Here is a 359-nt window from a genome sequence, read left to right on the forward strand (position 1 = left end):
GTCTGATGGTACCGAGAGTGAGTTTTCACCTAGCAATAAGACGTTTTATCGAGGCGTTCACGAATTCGATGAGCAGGGCTTTAGGTCAAGCGACAAATTCGCTACGGGGAGCTGGCCAACCGACCGCCAACTGGCCGGCGCAGAAGGTCGATGGCTGTTTTGGGACAATAACACCTTTCACTACTTTCTAGATACGAACGGACACTATTCGCTCGACCTCACACAAGACCCACTGTCACTCTCCGAGCTAGGGAAAGGCAAGCCTCAGCCTGACTGGTCGAACAAGCGGCTTGTAGGGGTTGCCGAGGCTTGGGAATGGAGGGCTTTTTTCTGGCATGACGGCACCCACTCTCTATACC

General features: G+C 53.5%; 1 protein-coding gene. It reads left to right on the plus strand.

All coding sequences use genetic code 11. From position 1 onward, the window contains the following. Positions 1-359, plus strand: a 359-nt coding sequence (locus tag L1D31_RS22530; protein WP_239839150.1) for a hypothetical protein, incomplete at both ends; no start/stop codon positions are given.

The organism is Vibrio sp. Isolate23, assembly GCF_022398095.1.
In the GTDB taxonomy this organism is placed as follows: domain Bacteria; phylum Pseudomonadota; class Gammaproteobacteria; order Enterobacterales; family Vibrionaceae; genus Vibrio; species Vibrio coralliilyticus_A.